The sequence below is a fragment of the Rhizobium sp. 05L419 genome (assembly GCF_056397845.1).
The window spans coordinates 1-1157 of sequence record NZ_JBFTOF010000078.1 but is presented as its reverse complement, the minus strand read 5'-3'; the positions used below and the strand labels follow the sequence as shown (position 1 = coordinate 1157).

The following is a 1157-nucleotide window of genomic DNA, read 5'->3' as shown; positions in this document are numbered from 1 at the left end:
ACTTGCTTCCTCAATCGGTAGGGCGTTTCAAAGCCGCCGTCATCGATCTTCCTTCGCATTCGTTGGGTCAGCGGTCCGCCGGCCTTTCCGTTCGCGGCGGTCGGGTGCTTGGCGCGTCCGGGCGCGACATAGCCGTCGATACCACGTGCGTCGAGCGCTTCGAGATTGGCTTCGCTGCAGTAGCCGGAGTCGGCCGAGGCCTGCTTGGGCTTGGCGCCGAGATTGTTCTCGATGGCCTCGATCAGCGGCACCAACTGGCCCTGGTCGTTGCCGCACTGCGTCAGGTCGTGGGCGACAATGACCTGGGCATGGGCATCGACGGCGGCGTGGGCGTTATAGGCCTGCACGAAGCCATCCTTCGACTTCATGATGCGGCTTTCCGGATCGGTGAAGTTGCGTTGCGCCTTGGGATCGGGCTCCTCCGATGGCGCCGCCGCCGGTTTGCCAGGCTTCTTGCGGCCTTCGGTCTGGCGCTGCTTTTCTTTTTCGGCCTCGATCCGGCGCTCTTCTTGCGCCGCCAACCTGGCCTCGGCTTCCAGCGACGCCATCGCCTGCTGGATCTTGGCCAGACGCTTGTGCYTGTCGGCGGCCCAATCTGGCATCTCGTCGCCGCGCTTGTCCTTGCCGAAAGTCGCGTCCTCCTCGGCATCCGCCGCCTCGGCCGCCGCCAGCATGCGGGCGACCTCGGCCTTCAATTCCGCCTCGCGCTTCTTCATGCGCTCATAACTCATCGCCTTGTGTTTCGACGCGTTCGCCTTGATCTTCGTGCCATCCAGCGCGACATGGCCGAGCTTGACCAATCCCGCCGTCTCGCACAGCTTCAGAACCTGCACGAACAGCGCCTCGAGCGCCTTCAAATGCCGCTTTCGGAAGTCGCTGATCGTGCGGAAATCCGGTGCATCGAGCGCTACGATCATCACGAAATCGTTGCGCTCGCGGCAGGCCTTGGCAATCCGCCGCGACGAATACAGCCCGCTCGCATAACCGTGCAGCAGAAGCGCCACCATCATCCGCGGGTCAAACGGCGGCTGCCCGAGCCCGCTCACATAGCTGCCCGTGATCTCCTTGAGATCAAGGTTCTCACGCACCAGTTCAACGATGAACCGCGAGACATGGTCTTTCGGCACGAAGTCCTGCACGCTCGGCGGAAGAAGCAG

The 1157-nt window shown here is 63.3% G+C and carries 1 protein-coding gene; it reads right to left on the bottom strand.

What is annotated here, in order from left to right; all coding sequences use genetic code 11:
- The coding region (locus tag AC1DMK_RS31045; RefSeq protein WP_477864043.1) for an IS1182 family transposase at positions 1–1157 on the bottom strand (1157 nt) is incomplete at both ends.